General features: G+C 43.8%; 20 protein-coding genes. 13 read left to right on the forward strand and 7 right to left on the reverse strand.

The genetic code is table 11. The features are described from left to right. Nucleotides 1–2: 2 nt before the first annotated feature. From J7K41_00090 to J7K41_00105, 4 genes are all read right to left on the reverse strand, one after another. Entirely contained in the window at nucleotides 3–446 is a 444-nt protein-coding gene (locus J7K41_00090) for a hypothetical protein (GenBank protein MCD6549102.1), read from the reverse strand. Nucleotides 447–455: 9 nt separating this feature from the next. Continuing rightward, nucleotides 456–2,030 (reverse strand): ATP-binding protein, encoded by a 1,575-nt coding sequence (locus tag J7K41_00095; GenBank protein ID MCD6549103.1) that lies wholly within the window; start codon nucleotides 2,028–2,030, stop codon nucleotides 456–458. 9 nt (nucleotides 2,031–2,039) lie between these two features. Further along, complete coding sequence (locus tag J7K41_00100) at nucleotides 2,040–2,852, reverse strand: hypothetical protein (protein ID MCD6549104.1); 813 nt, start codon at nucleotides 2,850–2,852, stop codon at nucleotides 2,040–2,042. A 78-nt stretch (nucleotides 2,853–2,930) separates the two neighbouring features. Beyond that, the gene (locus J7K41_00105) at nucleotides 2,931–4,952 is read right to left on the reverse strand and encodes a hypothetical protein (GenBank protein MCD6549105.1); all 2,022 of its coding nucleotides are present in this window, start codon (nucleotides 4,950–4,952) and stop codon (nucleotides 2,931–2,933) included. 129 nt (nucleotides 4,953–5,081) lie between these two features. Here J7K41_00105 and J7K41_00110 point away from each other — a divergent pair, with 129 nt between their 5' ends. Then, a complete protein-coding gene (locus J7K41_00110; GenBank protein ID MCD6549106.1) occupies nucleotides 5,082–5,708 on the forward strand; it encodes a hypothetical protein in 627 nt (208 codons plus the stop codon). Nucleotides 5,709–5,711: 3 nt separating this feature from the next. Here J7K41_00110 and J7K41_00115 read toward each other — a convergent pair whose 3' ends face one another. Then, on the reverse strand, nucleotides 5,712–6,155 hold the full coding sequence (locus J7K41_00115; protein MCD6549107.1) for a hypothetical protein: 444 nt from the start codon (nucleotides 6,153–6,155) through the stop codon (nucleotides 5,712–5,714). A 53-nt stretch (nucleotides 6,156–6,208) separates the two neighbouring features. Between J7K41_00115 and J7K41_00120 the strand changes: the two genes are divergently transcribed. From J7K41_00120 to J7K41_00135, 4 genes are read left to right on the forward strand one after another with little or no spacing between them, the layout of a single operon-like run. After that, a complete protein-coding gene (locus tag J7K41_00120; GenBank protein MCD6549108.1) occupies nucleotides 6,209–6,601 on the forward strand; it encodes an ACT domain-containing protein in 393 nt (130 codons plus the stop codon). Next, entirely contained in the window at nucleotides 6,598–7,008 is a 411-nt protein-coding gene (locus J7K41_00125) for an ACT domain-containing protein (GenBank protein MCD6549109.1), read from the forward strand. Before J7K41_00120 ends, J7K41_00125 begins: the two co-directional genes overlap by 4 nt. A 49-nt stretch (nucleotides 7,009–7,057) precedes the next feature. Further along, a complete protein-coding gene (tgt, locus tag J7K41_00130; GenBank protein ID MCD6549110.1) occupies nucleotides 7,058–8,296 on the forward strand; it encodes a tRNA guanosine(34) transglycosylase Tgt in 1,239 nt (412 codons plus the stop codon). Between the two features lie 57 nt (nucleotides 8,297–8,353). Further along, complete coding sequence (locus J7K41_00135; GenBank protein MCD6549111.1) at nucleotides 8,354–9,331, forward strand: hypothetical protein; 978 nt, start codon at nucleotides 8,354–8,356, stop codon at nucleotides 9,329–9,331. A 4-nt stretch (nucleotides 9,332–9,335) separates the two neighbouring features. Here J7K41_00135 and J7K41_00140 read toward each other — a convergent pair whose 3' ends face one another. Continuing rightward, the gene (locus J7K41_00140; protein MCD6549112.1) at nucleotides 9,336–9,611 is read right to left on the reverse strand and encodes an NUDIX hydrolase; all 276 of its coding nucleotides are present in this window, start codon (nucleotides 9,609–9,611) and stop codon (nucleotides 9,336–9,338) included. Between the two features lie 192 nt (nucleotides 9,612–9,803). Between J7K41_00140 and J7K41_00145 the strand changes: the two genes are divergently transcribed. The 5 genes from J7K41_00145 (at nucleotide 9,804) to trxB (ending at nucleotide 14,144) form a co-directional block, all read left to right on the forward strand. Further along, a complete protein-coding gene (locus tag J7K41_00145) occupies nucleotides 9,804–10,442 on the forward strand; it encodes a 50S ribosomal protein L1 (GenBank protein ID MCD6549113.1) in 639 nt (212 codons plus the stop codon). Between the two features lie 10 nt (nucleotides 10,443–10,452). Continuing rightward, nucleotides 10,453–11,289: a 50S ribosomal protein L10 gene (gene rplJ / locus J7K41_00150; GenBank protein ID MCD6549114.1), complete on the forward strand. Its 837-nt coding sequence runs from the start codon at nucleotides 10,453–10,455 to the stop codon at nucleotides 11,287–11,289. Between the two features lie 32 nt (nucleotides 11,290–11,321). Next, complete coding sequence (gene rpl12p, locus J7K41_00155; GenBank protein MCD6549115.1) at nucleotides 11,322–11,639, forward strand: 50S ribosomal protein P1; 318 nt, start codon at nucleotides 11,322–11,324, stop codon at nucleotides 11,637–11,639. 63 nt (nucleotides 11,640–11,702) lie between these two features. Then, nucleotides 11,703–13,169: a site-2 protease family protein gene (locus J7K41_00160; protein MCD6549116.1), complete on the forward strand. Its 1,467-nt coding sequence runs from the start codon at nucleotides 11,703–11,705 to the stop codon at nucleotides 13,167–13,169. Between the two features lie 15 nt (nucleotides 13,170–13,184). Next, nucleotides 13,185–14,144, forward strand: a complete 960-nt coding sequence (trxB, locus tag J7K41_00165) for a thioredoxin-disulfide reductase (protein ID MCD6549117.1) — start codon at nucleotides 13,185–13,187, stop codon at nucleotides 14,142–14,144. Between the two features lie 64 nt (nucleotides 14,145–14,208). Here trxB and J7K41_00170 read toward each other — a convergent pair whose 3' ends face one another. Next, a complete protein-coding gene (locus tag J7K41_00170) occupies nucleotides 14,209–14,379 on the reverse strand; it encodes a preprotein translocase subunit Sec61beta (GenBank protein ID MCD6549118.1) in 171 nt (56 codons plus the stop codon). Nucleotides 14,380–14,539: 160 nt separating this feature from the next. Here J7K41_00170 and J7K41_00175 point away from each other — a divergent pair, with 160 nt between their 5' ends. From J7K41_00175 to J7K41_00185, 3 genes are read left to right on the forward strand one after another with little or no spacing between them, the layout of a single operon-like run. Continuing rightward, complete coding sequence (locus tag J7K41_00175; GenBank protein MCD6549119.1) at nucleotides 14,540–14,956, forward strand: translation initiation factor IF-2 subunit beta; 417 nt, start codon at nucleotides 14,540–14,542, stop codon at nucleotides 14,954–14,956. A gap of 15 nt (nucleotides 14,957–14,971) precedes the next feature. Continuing rightward, nucleotides 14,972–15,274, forward strand: coding sequence for a translation initiation factor eIF-1A (eif1A, locus tag J7K41_00180; GenBank protein ID MCD6549120.1), 303 nt, complete (start codon nucleotides 14,972–14,974; stop codon nucleotides 15,272–15,274). 47 nt (nucleotides 15,275–15,321) lie between these two features. Beyond that, nucleotides 15,322–16,104 (forward strand): serine protein kinase RIO, encoded by a 783-nt coding sequence (locus tag J7K41_00185; protein ID MCD6549121.1) that lies wholly within the window; start codon nucleotides 15,322–15,324, stop codon nucleotides 16,102–16,104. Nucleotides 16,105–16,113 lie beyond the last annotated feature (9 nt).

Below are 16,113 nucleotides of genomic sequence, written 5' to 3' on the forward strand. Positions count from 1 at the left end.
ATTCATTTCTTTTTGACCTTTCTTTTTCTCGTTTTCTTGACACCGGTCCGTTTTCTACGACTCTTCAGCCATTCGTCGAGCGTCATAGTAGTCTTAGGTATGTACCGTGTGATAAACACGATCCCTATCATAAGTGCAAAGATTGCTATCAGCATTATCAGTGTGGTCATCATCCTTACGATATTCACAGCGCCCGTAATCGCGAACAAGATTCCCATAAAAATGACGGCTGCCAACCCCAACAATCCCCATGTTATCATGTTTCTTTCGTAACTTTTTCTCCTCTTAACATACTCCTCCCAACATTCCCTACATACAACAAGCTTATACCCTTTAGCTATTCCCAACTTTTCTTTTATCCTCCTGATAGTTCTTATCACCAGATCCTCCTTTATCGGGACACCTTCCCTTTCTTTTTCACAGATTATACATATCTTTTTACCCATGCGATCACCTTATTCCTCAAGAATTACCTGGACGATATCCTTGTCGCGGATACCCATCTTCTTCACGTCCGCTTTGGAGAACACAGTAACTATCGTGCTGTCATCGAGTCCCAGGTCTTTCAAGAAGGATGTGATGTTTCTTCTTACAACACCGTACTTTTCAAGCAACAGTACGAACGATACGATATCCATATGCCTGTTCTTCTGTTCGAACAGTTTACATATCTCTTCTATATGCATATCATCCAACCCGTAACTTCTCATCTTCTTACGAAAATCTTCCTTATTGAAATAAGCGGTCCTTGCCATCTTACCCCCTCTCAACTCCTCTTCAGAATATATACTTTCCATATCCAGGAAATATTCATACAACGGTTCCTCACCGATTACCCTATCTAACAGGAACGTGTTGGAGAACGTAGTAGCCTTTGCAGGTACGAGGTTAATCGCGCACTGTCCAACACCGAACTTCATTATCTCATTCCGGATGTAATCGCTGAAGTTCAAAGAGTTTTGCAGATAGTCCAGATACTTTTCGAATTTGACTCTGAATATGAACGTTGAACCGACGTTACTGAATATTGCTTCGTTAATATCGACCGGGTGCTGACTCGCTACGATCAAACCGAAGTTGTACTTCCTCCCTTCCCTCACGATCATAACTGCATCGCTGTTATCGTCCTTAGCCACTTTCCATGCCTCGTCAAGAACGATCAGAAGTCTGAGCCCTTTCTTAGCCGCCCATCCGGTTGCACGCATCTTTTCCTTTATGAATTGAAGGATGGACAGTGCGGCAAGCGCACGGAACACTTCATCAGGTAACCCGGATAGGTCTATGTCTACCAACCCTGACGATGTTATTTCATCCAGGTTTATCGTGCTCGGTGCGGCAAAAAAATCTTCACCCGGACGCGTGAACCTTTTGATTCTGTATATTGCGTTTTCCAACTCTGCAGGGAATTCGTAGGTTCCGCTTTTTAACTGTCTCTCCAGAATACGTTGCACATCTTTTAATGTGGGCGGTTCCAACGGTCTGCCCAACGAGTCCACCTGGTTACGTTTGTCCAGTTTAAAGTTTGCTTCCTTATACGCCTTTTCGATCGCCATCTCAGTAAGCCTCTTCTGTTCGGGATAATTCTCTATGTCCGTCAGTATCGCAAGTGTTCGCATGACTTGTTTGATCCTGTCCAACGGTTTCATCCCGCCAAGGTCCAACAGATTTATCGATGCTCCCTTACCCAGCGCCACTACCTTGCCTCCTGCTTGTTTAACCCAGTCCCTGTATTCACCTGCCCAATCTATAATAAGCGCGTTAGTGTTCCAGATAAAAGCAGCCCTGGTTAAGAACGTCTTTATAAAATAACTTTTACCAGCACCCGTAATACCGCAGACCGCGATATGCGGATTGGTCAGTTTTTCATAAGTCCAATTGAAAGGAATGTTGAATATCTTGCTGAATCCTATAAATATCGAATTGGCTGGGTCATCCATAAGGAATTCGGGTGGAGGTTCGGGAGGGTAGACAAAGATGTTCCGTTTAGCCAATGTGACATTGGACACTTCACATATCCTTAACCTTCCCATCTCTCCACCTCATTCAACCTGTTGTTTGAGGAGTTCTATTGATGGAGGTATCGTATACTCCCATTCGAAACATCTCAACATCTCTTCTCCTGACAGAATTTCCACCTCGCAATTCAACGCATTGGATATAGTAGCCCTCAGCTCTTTGGCCTGCGCACGTGCAGCCGCGATGGCCGCTTCTTTTGTTACACCAATAGCGGTTGTCATTACGTATCCCACCATCGACATCGGTTTATACCCCTTTGAGAGTTTATCTATCTCTGCATCCCACATAGCAACCTCCCTCTCGTACCTGTCAAGTTTTAGGATATCCGGTTCCGGTTTCTCACGTTCGCGTTGGAGTTTGAGTTGCGCTTCAGCACGTTTGGTTTCGATCTTCATCCTGTAATCGCTTATATCTTTCACATAGACCAGCATAGCAAACTTTGTAACGTATTTAACCGAAGATATAGCTCTCTCAAAATATTCTGAATAAACGATGTTTTCTTCCAACGTCTTTTCGGATGCGGATTCATATATCCGTACCGCGAGAAACATCGATGCATAATATACATTGTTGATCTTCCTAACTATCACATCCTGGGAGGGAGGTATTTCGTACCCAGTATCTGTTAGGATTACTGTGCGTGTCATCTTTGTTATCATCGGGACTATAAAGTATCCGTATTTGTACAGGATGTAGGCGATTATCGCACCACCTACCCCTACTATCAAACCCAAGACAGCGATAGCGCCACCTTTTATGAACGTACCCAACGCGGCCAATAACGCTATGCCGATGCACACATACGCAAACTTGCTTGGACTTAGATCTATAGGCATCCATGACCACCGTTCTTATTTATTAACGTTTTAACAATGAGAGTGAAGTTTTTAAAACTTCTTCTTGACTGCACGGGTTTATTGTTTTTGTGTCCATAGGTTATCTGACACCCGGTTCTCCCTTATGTAGACCTCAGGGTCCGGACCATTGATCATCCTTTCCTTGGCACCGGGTCGGTCTGCCACTGCTAAATAATATATGATCTGTTCCCGTCCAGTCCTTTGGTCTTTGACTGTTCTTTTCCTGACGTACAAAGGGTCTCTTCTTATATCACCGATATATCCGAAATCCACTAAACATACGTTTCCGTCTTCATCTATGGTGAGTATACCATGATGGTTGCTCTCTGAGTGAGGTGATTTTCGCCAGAAGATATAACTCCCAACTTCTTCGTAGGATACTTTGCTATCGTCCTCTGGATTCAGCCGTACTTCCCGAATCTCCCGTGCGTTGATGTACCTGCCGCTTTCATGTGTCGGGCTTTGTACATCTGTCATATATCTAAACAACTCGTTCGGGTCGCTCACATATTTCAACTGTTCGGGTTGTTTACCTTGATAAAAATCGTAAACGATAGAATCAGATAACCTGGTCACCACCGAAGCGAAGTCATAGCAATCTACATGATGTACACCGTATTTCCAGCCGTAGTTATACGGTTCTTTCCAGTCGGCCAGGTCGGATATCACATAAGCCCAGAAAGCACGGTTCGCTTTTACGAGAGTGTTCATCCTTGCAGTTATGTTCATAGCGGGCGTGTACCTGTTTAAGAACTTCTCTTGTATGTTCGCCCACACCTTCGCATACCTGATCGCGCGTTCTCTCGTCTCAGGGTTTAACCCTGTTTTCATTATGAAGAGTATGACCGTGCGGTTGACGTTCTGTAGGGTTCTGTTATAGCCCAGGTCATAACCGTCTCTCTTGCTTAACGAATAAGATGGGAAGGTATCGCTTATGCTATCTATGGCTATCAGAACGTTTGTCAAATCTTCAGGGTTCGGTCCACCCAAATGGTCCTTCGAGATACCGTATTCAATAACCTCTTCTATCAGACCTTCATCGATGATCGAGCCGGGCAGAACAGTTTTCACATAGGATAGGAGAAATGCTAAAGGTTTTATGCGTTCCATATCCTCCTTCTTCACCGCACGGTTTTCGAATACATGATCGCGAATTTCCAGGTAATTACCCACCATTTCAATCCGTTTATCAAAGGATAATTTGTCCATCATCCTTTTGAAGTCGGGTCCGAGGTCCTCTTCCAGTAACGTCATTATTTCACCGTAATACTTATCTATCTCATAAGTTAGAAACTGTACTAATCTGTTGGAATCCTTTGTATCATATGCACCGAGCTGTCTGATTCCAAACTCTCGGATAGCCTTCTGCTCAATGTACCATATTTCGGCAGGGACAGGTTTCTTACTGGATAACCTTTCCTTAAAGTCGAGAAGGTCTTCGGTAAACTTCTTCATCGGGTTATCGACAGGGCTACCTGACAATCCTTCCAAAATACTGGCATACTTCATCAGATCAGACAGTCGTTTTAACAGTTTGTCCGCTTTGTCTTTGTCGGTACATTCTTCATAGATATCAACACCTAACACATCAGTGATGGCTAACGCGATGTTCTCCGGTGTCGGTTCTTCATACGCCTTCTTAGGTATTATCTCGGATAATACCGGACGTTTAGAGATCAGATTATTCATAAACTCTTCGAAACAATCCGTCTTTGTTAACTGGTAGTTGTCAACGATTGCCATCACACGACCGAAACCAGGTCTTTCGATATTGGTAGTTGTGAAGAAGGTGACAAGTTGATCGGTTATGAAGGAATCCTTATACCCTTCCGATTTAATATAATCTAACACAACGTCCCTTATCCTATCCCTTTGGTTTATATCTACATCAATACCTGATTTGATTAAAAGACCGATGGTTAACCCGTACAACATCTTTGCAGTGGTCAGTTGTGAGGATGTTAACCCACCAACCTCATTAAACCTTTTTTCCGTATCATCCAGTATTGATCGAACAGTACCGTCATCAAGGTCAAAATACTTCTTTATATCCGAATGATAAAGCTCACGATACTTCATAAGAACACCTATCTCAGAGTTTACAAATAAAAAATGCAAATAAAAATTTAAATCAATGTGTGCTTTCATCACCGGCCGGCCGTGTTCGAACCCAACCTTTTTTAACATCCGTAGTTATAGATAGGTCCTATGGTAAAGGTATGTCCGAAGTGCGGTGCCACGGATAAAGAGAAACCGTTCATAGGCCCGTTTTGCGTGGACTGTTATAAACCCAACCTGAAACCTCCGACAAAGTTAGTGATATACGTTTGTCCGGATTGCGGACGTATACGATTGAAAAAGAAATGGATTGATTATTCTATCGAAGCCATCGAAGATTACATAGCCAAGCAAACCAAGGGCAACTTTGAACGTTTAAGCCTCGACATAGACCGTCAAACCGTTCGCTACGTGATTCGAGAGGGTTCCTCCTACATAGAACTGGATTTTCCTGTGAAGATCGTGTTCAAAAAGGCGTTGTGCGACGTGTGTTCTAGGATACATGGCGGCTATTACGAAGCGATTATACAGATTCGCGGACCCGAATCAGAGGTTGGAAATGTTAAATCGACCCTGACAAAATTGTTAAAACGTAGAACATTCATTGTTAAAGAAGTTGTTCAGAAGACAGGGGTTGATCTCTACGTTGGTGATAAACGCGTAGTTGTAGACGTTCTCTCTAAAATGGGATTTAAACCGCTACGCACCCGAAAGTTATACTCTGTGAGAGACGGTAAGAAAGTGTTTAGAGACACATTTCTGATCCGTCTAAAGTAGATTCTATTTCCTTTTCTTAACACGGAGCACCTTATATGCTGAGTAGATGAATATAAGCATAATGAGTCCGCCTATAGAGTACGCTATTTTCGGGTCGATAAGATTGTACTTTCTTTCGGATTCTTCCTGTTTCTGTATTAATCGATCTACTACTATGTATTTCGTTTTCAACTCCGTTCCGTAAACAACCTTTATACTGTAATTTCCCGGTTTATCTATAGTTTGTTGGTAGGACCATTCCTTACCCATAAGGACCTTACGATAATCGTACTGTGTGCCGTTGTAGAAAAAGTATACTTCAACGTTTTTGAGTTTCTCATCTTCTGAATGAACGGTGTAGACAATCGTGTTCGGAGGCGAAGCAGTCAATTTTACATCCACATCTATCCCGTATACGCTCAAAATAACTAAGGTAGATATCAAAAGCATTGCCAATATCCTTTTCATGTTATGAAGAAAGTATAATAAGTATTAAATAATTTTCTGTACAACTCTCGATTATGAAAAAACGTTTGATAGTGACTGCGAGAGATAGGATGGGTTTGATCGCGGACCTCTCTTATATCTTGGGGAGTGCCAAGATCAACATAGAGGATATAAATGTTGTTAAGGTGGGTCAGAAGGTCATTATAGATATGTTGGTTTCCAACGAAGCTAAGGCAAGAAAGTTGTTGGAAGCCAACGGTTACAATTTCATCCGTTCCGAATGTCTGTTGATAAAACTTAAGGATGAACCGGGCGCTCTGGCAGAGATAGCAAAACTGTTAGCGGATAACAAGGTCAAGATAGCCAGGATAAATGTTATTGAAAAGGGTGAAGGCGAGGCGGTATTGAGTTTGGAAGTTGACAAGATGAAAAAAGCACGTAAACTGCTGAAAGAGTGGGTCGTATGAAGCATGTGATAATCCTTATACCTGAGGATAGGAAAGGCGTCATTGCCGATATATCCAAACGGTTGGGAAACGAAGGTATCAATATAGAAAGTGTCAGTGCTTCTGTTGTTGGCGGTCAGGGAATAATAATCATTACGGTTCGTGCGTCAGAATATAAGAAAACTTTGGGAATATTGAAAGAGGCTGGGTATCACGTAATCACTGCGGACGTTCTCATGCTCGAACTTAGGGACGAGCCCGGTGTGTTGGCAGAGGTCTCTCAAACATTGTTCAACAATGACATTAACATCGAATCTATCCATCTGGTTACAAAATACGATGATAAAGCCATCTATGCCTTGAAGGTTGACCGTACTTCTGAAGCAAGACGGTTACTGGCGGATTATCTGTTGGATAACAAATTGTAGTGCGTCCTTTTTCATGTTCTGAATCGACCGTGTCGGAAGTGCAATCCTTATGAAACCCTTTTTCGAAGTACTCCGAAAAGATGGAAACGCCCGCGCCGGACAACTGCATTTTATGCACGGTACTGTAGAGACACCCGCTTTTGCCCCTGTAGCCACACGCGGAGCAATAAAACTTTTGGATATGGACGACTTGACAGGGATGGGTGCTCAGATCCTTATGGCAAATACTTATCATCTGAGTCTTAGGCCGGGATTTGAGAGGATCAGAAAATTCGGTGGTTTACATAAATTTATCTCATGGGACCGGCCGATAATGACCGATTCCGGAGGGTTTCAGGCATTTTCTCTGGGTATCGGGTCTGTTTTAGGAAGAAGTAAGTTTGAGTATGACGACCCTGAACAGATATCTGCCATGGAAGGTTATCTTAATAAGCACGGGAGAAAATGTAGAGTAAAGATAACTGATGCCGGAGTGGTCTTCAAATCCGTTTACGACGGAACGGTGCATGAGTTCACCCCTGAACGTTCGTTAGATATTCAAACCGCTCTCGGTTCTGATATGATGTTCGTACTTGACGAATGCACTTATCCGTCAGCAGATTACGGTTATACGCAGGAAAGCATGAAACGTACCCATGAATGGGCTGTTCGCTCTTTGAGACATTCATTACGCATTCATAGGGGAACACATAGACCTGCAATATTCGGTATCGTTCAGGGCGGGCTCTACCGCGACCTCCGTGAAGAAAGTGCCAGGTTCATTTCTACTCTCGAGATCGACGGGCGGTCTTTTGACGGTATCGGGATCGGTGGCGCCTTCGGTAAAGGGCAGATGTACGACGTGTTGGATTGGATAGTTCCCATCCTTCCAGAGGATAAGCCTCGACATCTGTTGGGCATCGGTACCGTGGTGGATATATTTGAATCGGTTAAGCGCGGTATTGATCTGTTTGATTGCGTAGGTCCGCAAAGGATAGCTCGGGCAGGGTATTTCTATGTTTCGCCAGAGACGGGCGGCAATCCCGAGAACAAATTTAGGTTGAGAATCACTAACGCACAGTTTTCCGATGACCCGAGACCTTTAGACCCGTCCTGTAGTTGTCCTGTATGCAGACGTTACACCCGTGCGTACATTCACCATCTTTTCAAATTTGAACCTCTGGCAGGTATGAGACTTACAACAATCCATAACCTCACATTTTTCATTCGTCTTATGGAGACGATCCGTAAATCGATAATCGACGGACGGTTTGAAAGATTATACGATAAATGGATAAAGGGGCGGTGATACGGAAACGGTTTTAAACATAGGATTTCATATATACCCACAATCAGGTGTTTTCTGATGAAAACGGTCAGACAGAAGAGAAATCAGTTCCAAAAATCCGTTCAAAACGGTAAAGTGAGAAATAAGAGACCGTATCAGAGGTCTTACAGGAGAATCAGCGTGCCTCTTGTCGAAGACATCAGGGACCCGAAGTTGTTGAGGTTTGATGCGCATGTGCATACGACCGTGTCGGACGGATTGTTAAGACCTAAGGACATTCCTAAGATACTCAACTATCCGAGAAACCATCTCGATTACATTGCAGTTACCGACCATGAATGTGCCGCATACTACGATGATGTAAACATCATCAACGGTATCGAAGTGGTTGCACGGTTCGCTGATAGAAAAAGGAGGTATTACATCCATCTCACAGGACTCGGAATACAGAAGAAGGATATCCAGGGTTACATAAAATTCTATGATCATAAACGGAACGAGTTCTACCATGAGGTGATAGACCATTTGAGGTACAAGATATACATCGATGAAATGGATTTCAAGAGTTTGAATAGATTGACTCTACCACAGGGGATATGGAAGATCGCCGAGTTCATCGTGAAGGGTTTACCCGAATCGGTTCAGCGGTTTTCAATCGAAAGAGTACATAACAGCATACTGAGTAGGTTTGAGGATCAATTCTACGGGGCGGTTTGGCCGGTTGAGGATTTTGTTCATGTTATCCATCTCTCCGGCGGTAAGGTAATGTTTGCTCATCCCGGTGTTTACAATTTTGCGGGGTACGATGCAAAACGTGTTGCCAACATATTGTTCGATATGGGTGTTGACGGCATTGAAATCGCGCATCCCGATTATTCGGTTAAAGATGTAATATACTATGCAAGTATCGCAAAGAAGAGGAAGAGGTTAATCGTTATGGGTAGTGATTTTCACGGCTCTGCTTCTCCCAGGATGAACCTGTATCGCGAATACACTGCCAGGTTGTCGGACATGGTTCATTTAATACGCTCCGCTCTGAAGCATGTAAAATCATAAAGATTCAAACATCGTGAAGAACATCCAGACCTCTTTTTATGTAATCTTCACAGAACTGTCGAACATTCGGTGCTACAGAATATTCCCTGTAATTTTTTATCGGTAACCAAAACATGTCTCTAAACCGTTCTGGTTCCTTTATCTTTGGCATTTGTCCGCTTTCAAGCTTTGCTAAGAACATATGACTCCTGAAATCCTTACCTTCTATGCGAAAATCTTTATACCCGAGATACTTGATCAGTTTAACATCACAACCGATCTCTTCTTTTGTTTCTCTTATCGCTTCTGGTTGAAAGGTAACGGTTGGAGTTAGGGGTCACCGACCCTTTTTTTTGATTAAATTTGTGATCTGTGAGTTTTTCCGATTGTTTTATAAACATTTCTGTACATCAAACATCTTGAGCTGGTTATCCCGACCGCCGTCCCGACCGGTTTCGGGGAGGACTGCTCAAAAAAGCAGGAGGGATGGATAATGGCGGTGTTTACTAAGGAAAGTATACGGAAAGCTATCGAGAAGGCGCTGGAAGACAAGGGTAAGCGCAAATTCAAACAGAGTGTTGAGTTTATCATAAACTTCCGAGGTATCGATTTTAAGAAACCGGAGAACCGATTAAACCTTTCTATAGTCCTGCCTCACGAACCGCCTAAAAAAAGAAAGATAGCCGTCTTTGCAGAGGGTCAGACAGCGTTTGACGCTAAGAAGGCGGGGTTCACGGTGTTCGAACCCCAGGATATTGAAGAACTCAGTAAAGATAAAAAAAGGCTTAAATCTTTGGCTAAGGAATACGAATTCATTGCAGAACCAAAACTGATGGTTCAGGTCGGTAAATCTTTGGGTCAGGTGTTAGGTCCTCGCGGTAAACTACCGCGTCCGATAGTCGGAAGTTTGGAGGCTACTGCTAAACAGGTGAACAGTTCTGTTAGGATCATGACGAAAGGTAAATATCTGCCTGTTGTCCAATGCGCGATAGGCACCGAGGACATGTCACCGAACGACCTTGCAGATAATGCGGAGGCAGTGTACGAGAAAATCCGTGCTAAAGTAGGTGATCAGTATATAAAGTCCTTATACGTAAAACTTACCATGGGCAAAGCTGTAAAGGTTGAATGAGGTGTTTATGATGAGACCTGCTGTACAGAAGAAGGCCCGAGAGGTTGAACAGTTATATTCAATGATTAAGGATGCAAAGGTTGTAGGTTTGATCAGGTTGAAAAAACTTCCTGATCGCATCCTCCAAGATGTCCGAAACAAACTTCGTGGTAAGGTTGGGTTCAGAGTTGCGAAGAAAGCGGTGATCCAACGCGCCCTTGAAAAGGCCGCTCGCGGGTCTGCATTACTCGAACATCTGGACGAACCGGTTTGTCTGTTCTGGACTTCCGAGATGACGCCGTACCAGTTATTTATGTTTTTAAAGAGGAATAAAGGTGTGGCGGCAGCCAAACCCGGTCAGATCGCTCCTTTTGACATCGTTGTGCCTGCCGGTGAGACAGACCTTCCTCCCGGACCTGCGCTTACAGAGCTGAAGATGGCAAAGATCAATGCACAGGTCAGAGGGGGTAAGATAGTCGTGGCCAAGGATTCTGTGGTTGCTAAAGCAGGTGAACGGATTACTGGTCCTGTAGCGAGTGCTTTACAAAAACTTAAGATATACCCGTTCGAGATAGGTGCAGAATTGATCGTTGCTCAGGAAGATGGAGTTGTTTATCTTCCAGAAGTGTTGGATGTGGAACCAGAAGACCTAGTGAAAGAGTTCCAGAGAATGGTCGATGAATCGTTTGCCTTGTCTATCAATGCTAACATTCCTACTCCTGCGAACATAGATTATCTTATCAGCAAATCTTTCACCGATGCGGTTTCATTAGCCTACAATGCAAACGTTTATTCTACATTGAGTATCGAACGTTTAATCAGTGAAGCATACGCGCAATCTCAGTCGTTAGAACGTATCACTAAATAGTCATGCTAATAATGTTTAAGGAGGTTGATAAAATGGTGAATGTAGACCCGTATCTGCATGCAGTCCTTCTCTTGAAAGGGGCTGATAAAGAGATAAACGAGGAGAACTTGACCGCAGTAGTTAAAGCTGCCGGTATCGAACCGGATACTGCACGTGTCAAGGTGTTAGTAGAGGCAGTGAAAGACGTGAATTGGGATGAAGCGCTCAAGATGCCTACTGTGGCAGCGGCTCCGGTAGCAGCGTCAGCAGGCGGACAGGAGGCTCCTAAAGAGGAGAAGAAAGAGGAGGAAAAGAAGGAAGAAAAGTCAGAGGAAGAGGCTGCTGCAGGTTTGGCAGGATTGTTCGGTTAAAACCGCCTCTTTACACAGCATATCTTTCTTTTTCTTTTATGGTTTGTTTTAGTGTGGAACAGTTTGCAGAAACAGGTAGGGCTTGAAATGATAAGATTGAATAAACATTTGGTTGCTGGAGGTTTGGTTATTCTTTCCTTCCTGTTATTTGTCTACATCTATCTTGCCCCTATCGAACACGCAGTACTGAAATTCCTTTTCGCTGTGGTGGTGCTGGGTTTAACAGGGTACACATTGCAAAGGTTGTACGACCTGTCCGGTGGTTACGGATTGATACTGCTAAAAACCAGGAAAGGGTTGGATCTGATAGATAAACTTGCCAATTCGAACAGGGACGTTTGGACGATGTTTGCCGACATCGGTCTGGTTTGGGGTTTCGGTCTTTCGGGTGCTTATCTGTTGCATAAACGGTTAATGTTAAAGAAAAATAAACATCTTTACAGACGGTTTTATACTGCTGTTTTTGTAGGGTTAGGATTGCTTTTATTGACTGCGGTTATGATCGCACCTGTTGTCTACGGGTTGGCGGTATCTATCGTTACCGGAATAAACATTGGTAAGGCAACTCAAACGATGGCAGGATTACGTACTCCCTGGTACAGGATGCTCAGTATGGCGGCCTTGATATCTGGCGGGTATACGGGTCTTCTATTCCTTGGGTTGATAGTATATTCTGGTTTGGTCGTCTCCAACGTTGTTAATGTGCTGATCTTCGGTGCTACACCCATAGAACCGAGCGGTACACTCCTTCTACCAGGGATAAATCTTCCTCTGTGGGAAGGGTTAATTGCGCTTGTAATACTTTTGATAGTGCATGAATCCGCTCACGGTATCCTTTCCCGTATTGCTAAGGTACGCATCGATTCTGCAGGCATAGCTCTGTTCGGGTTCATTCCTGTGGGAGCGTTTGTTGATCCTGATGAAAAGATGTTGTTCAAGAAACCTGTGTTAGACCAGATACGCGTGATGATTGCCGGTTCAACAGCCAACCTGTTCACGATGCTTATTTCGTTCATTATGTTGATCATTTTCTTATTTTTGACGCAACCTTATCGGGAAGAGGGTGTATTCGTGATCAGCGGGCAAGGAATACCTCCGGGTACACGGATAATGTCTCTGGAGTACGGGTCGCAAAAAATCGATCTCTACAATTATTACATTGAGCACGGAACGTTTTCGGGATTGGTTCCCCCTAACGAAACCGTTAAACTTATTACTGATAAAGGAGTCTACAGTATTACTTCCGACGACTCCGGAAGATTGGGGTTAAACCTGAACATCGTTAGCAGCACAGGTGTATTGGCAAGGTATACTAAGGACTACGGATGGTTGGAGTTTATCTATCGTGTGTTAGGACTTTCAGTAGTTTTAAACTTCATGGTAGGCATAGTAAATCTTCTACCTTTACCCGGGTTTGACGGATACCGAATATTGGAACTGAACATCAAAAATAAATCGGTTGTCAAGATGATTAGCTATTTGGTGTTGGCGTGTTTTCTGTTAAATTTCTTACCTTGGTTGTTTAAATGAAGAAGAGGTGAGTCCATGGTAGAAGTAGAATCGGATAAAGAGAAAGTTTACGATGTAATCATTATCGGAGGCGGTCCGGCAGGTATTAATGCGGGAATATATGCAGTCCGACGTAATCTGAAGACGTTGATAATAGAATCTCAGATGATGGGTGGCACCGTTAACATTACATCGACAATTGAGAACTATCTCGGATTTCCGAGCATCTCTGGACCCGAACTTGTAAACAGGTTTGTTGAACATTTGAACAGTGTGAACGTACCTTATGTCATATCGCGTGTTCTTCGTGCAGAGAAACAGGGTGACATCTTTATCGTTCGGACCCATGACGATCGCGTATTTAAATCTAAAACGATCATTCTTGCTACCGGAAGCAGGCACAAGGCGTTGAACGTGCCAGGCGAAGACGAGTTCACCGGTCGCGGAGTATCCTATTGTACAACGTGCGATGCACCTCTGTACCGTGGTAAAACTGTCGGTGTGGTTGGCGGAGGTGACTCGGCGTTCCGTGCTGCAGAGTTACTGTCCGGCATTGCCAGTAAAGTGTATCTAATACATAGACGCGAGGGATTTAGGGCCGAAGATGTGCTCGTGGAAAGGGTTAAACGAATGCCCAACGTTGAATTTAAACTTAATAAAGTGGTCACTGAAATCATCGGCGATGAAGTAATGAGAAAAGTTAAACTGAAGGATACGAAGACGGGTGAGGAAAGTTATCTTGAGCTTGACGGTCTGTTTATAAACATCGGTGAAGTGCCTTCCCATAAGATTGCTACCGACCTTGGTGCAGAGGTTGATGAGCGTAACTATGTGAAGGTAGACAGAAAAACGATGGCTACAACTGTTGACGGGTTGTACGCGGCAGGGGATGTAACAGGTACTCTTGCCCAGATCATCGTAGCAGCTGCAGAAGGAGCAATTGCCGCAATATCTGCTTATAAATACGTGAAAGAACTCGGTACAAAGAAAAAATGAAACAGATAACGTAAAATAGTTGGTTTAAATTCGCCATTTTAAACTCGCCATTTTAAACGACGGGCTAAACGGCAGGCATCGTATGTTTGAGTATCATTATAACTATTATCAAAGCGATAGTGCCGTACACAACCGCCTTTGGAGAAATCCTTATACCTCCGATGTTGGTTCTGCCGGGACTGAATATGCCCGCCATGCCCGAAGGTGTCTGATATCCTACCCTGCGTATTGCCATGGGTAATTCTTCGGTTCTCAAGTTTATAAACCTTTTGCTGATCGGCTTTGTAGATGCGATGAGAATTTGAGACCGGTCATCGAACCGGTGCAACAGGTTGTTTTTTGGGCATCTTCTCGAAACGACAGATTTATAAATAATCATCTTCACAATTAAGACGATGAACGTCAGTAAGGAATATCTCCAGCTTTTGAACAACGTTTATTCAGAACTGCCCGAGAAAGCGGTTAGTGATGAGAGGTTCAGATTGCCAGAGATAGAGATCATGCATCAAGGGAGCAAAACGATCATCCGTAACTTCAACACTTTTCTTACAGCGGTCCGTAGACCTGCAGAGATGGTAATGAAATTTTTATCGAGAGAACTGGCGGTCCCGGTTAACGTTGAGGGTGGGATGCTGATCATTCAGGGTAACATACCTGACCGTCTGTTGAGAAATAAGATAGAACTTTTTGTGAAGATGTACGTTATATGTAGTGTTTGCGGAAAACCGGATACGCATATCGTAGAGGTTGAAAAAGGAGTGCATATGCTTGTCTGCGAAGCCTGCGGTGCGCGTACACCGATACGAAAATAGTGAGGGATGTTTGGTATGGCGAAAAAAGAAGAACCTGTGATCAGGGTACGTAAACCTAGGGAAGGTGAACTTTTCGGTATAGTGATCAATATGCTCGGTGGAGGACGCGCACTTATCATGTGCGAAGATGACAGAGAGAGGATAGGCAGGATTCCGGGAAGTATGAAACGGTTTATTTGGGTACGCGCAGGAGACATAGTGCTGGTTAAACCATGGGAGATTGAAGGTGAGAGAAGGTGCGACATAGTGTGGAGGTATACAAAGATTCAGGCAGACTGGCTCCGTAAGAGAGGTTATCTTAAGAAGTTGGAATCTTGAAGGATGACCTTGTTATTCTTTTAAAACTGTTTTGAGAAGGTGTCAATTTGGCACGCCGCGTTTCGAAAAGAAAGGCACCTAAACGTGAAATCAAACAGCTCGATGTCGAAGACAAGATCGAATCCAGGGTCTTTGACCGAGGGACTTTAATAGCCATAGCTAAACTGACAGAAAAAGGATATTTTGAAACATTGGATTTTCCTGTTTCGATGGGTAAAGAAGCGGTTGTTTTCAGAGGGACCAAAAAGGATGGTACACATGTTGCGGTAAAGATATACAGGATAGAAACCACATCCTTTCTCAACATGTACGAGTATCTGAGAGGTGACCCCAGATTCCGTAACGTACGGATGAAACGGTTTGATATCATTGTGGCATGGACCCGTAAGGAGTACGTGAACCTTAAGACTGCGTATGAGGCAGGTGTGAGATGTCCTTACCCGATCGGATACCGTCGTAACATCGTAGTCATGGAATTCCTCGGGTTGAAAGGGCAACCCTACCCAACACTTCAGGTTAATGGACCTTTGTCTCCCGATGACCCTAAAGCTCTCGAGGAGGAGGTTGAAGAACTGCTCGACGACGTCCGTAAGATGTATCGGGCTGGGTTGGTTCATGCAGACCTGAGCCCGTACAACATCCTGGCTACTGAGAACGGGTTATACATCATAGATTTTTCGCAAGCGGTCTCCGTGGACCATCCCAACGCATTGCGTTTCTTACGCAGGGATATAAACAACGTTGTTAGTTATTATAACAAATTCCTGCAGATCTATGGTCTGGAGAAAGACCCTGACGAGATATTCCATAACATAGTAAATCAGGGATAAAAACACCGG

It is taken from the genome of Candidatus Micrarchaeota archaeon (assembly GCA_021163225.1).
Classification (GTDB): Archaea; Micrarchaeota; Micrarchaeia; order Anstonellales; family JAGGXE01; genus JAGGXE01.